Annotated in this window: 1 protein-coding gene; it reads right to left on the bottom strand. The window is 39.6% G+C overall.

Annotated features, from left to right (window positions below; genetic code table 11):
* Positions 1-52: 52 nt before the first annotated feature.
* Positions 53-403, bottom strand: coding sequence for a hypothetical protein (locus tag AB4653_RS22760; protein ID WP_012600708.1), 351 nt, complete (start codon positions 401-403; stop codon positions 53-55).
* Positions 404-434: the final 31 nt, after the last annotated feature.

Raw genomic sequence — 434 nt, forward strand, 5'->3', positions numbered from 1 at the left:
GTTAAGCATCGATTAGATTATTCGATGTACCATATAGATAGGCGCTAAATTATTAGCGTACTCGATGCTCTATCGTGAAGTCAGGTAATGACTCCCAGTTGATTGTACGCATTCCACCAGTACAACCACTGACAGAAGTCTTGTATGAATTCAAGCCAACCACATTACCTTTGTAAAAGTACACAACTTGGTGAGAGTTTGCTCCAAAAGATGTTCCACTTTGACAGTATTGGAATGCTTCGTTAAACCCTTTCATTTGACGATCTTGTGGCATACCCATAATTTCAATCACATCACGTTTACTCATACCGTAGTCAATTAACACTGTTTGACCATCGAGCGATTCACAACCAGATAGAGCTAAGCTTGAAAGAATGGCCGTCGATAAAATTAGTTTGTTCACTATTTAGTGTCCTTGGAAGAAAGCAGGCACT

Origin of the sequence: Vibrio sp. 10N.222.48.A3, from assembly GCF_041475345.1 — a bacterium.
In the GTDB taxonomy this organism is placed as follows: Bacteria; Pseudomonadota; Gammaproteobacteria; order Enterobacterales; family Vibrionaceae; genus Vibrio; species Vibrio tasmaniensis_A.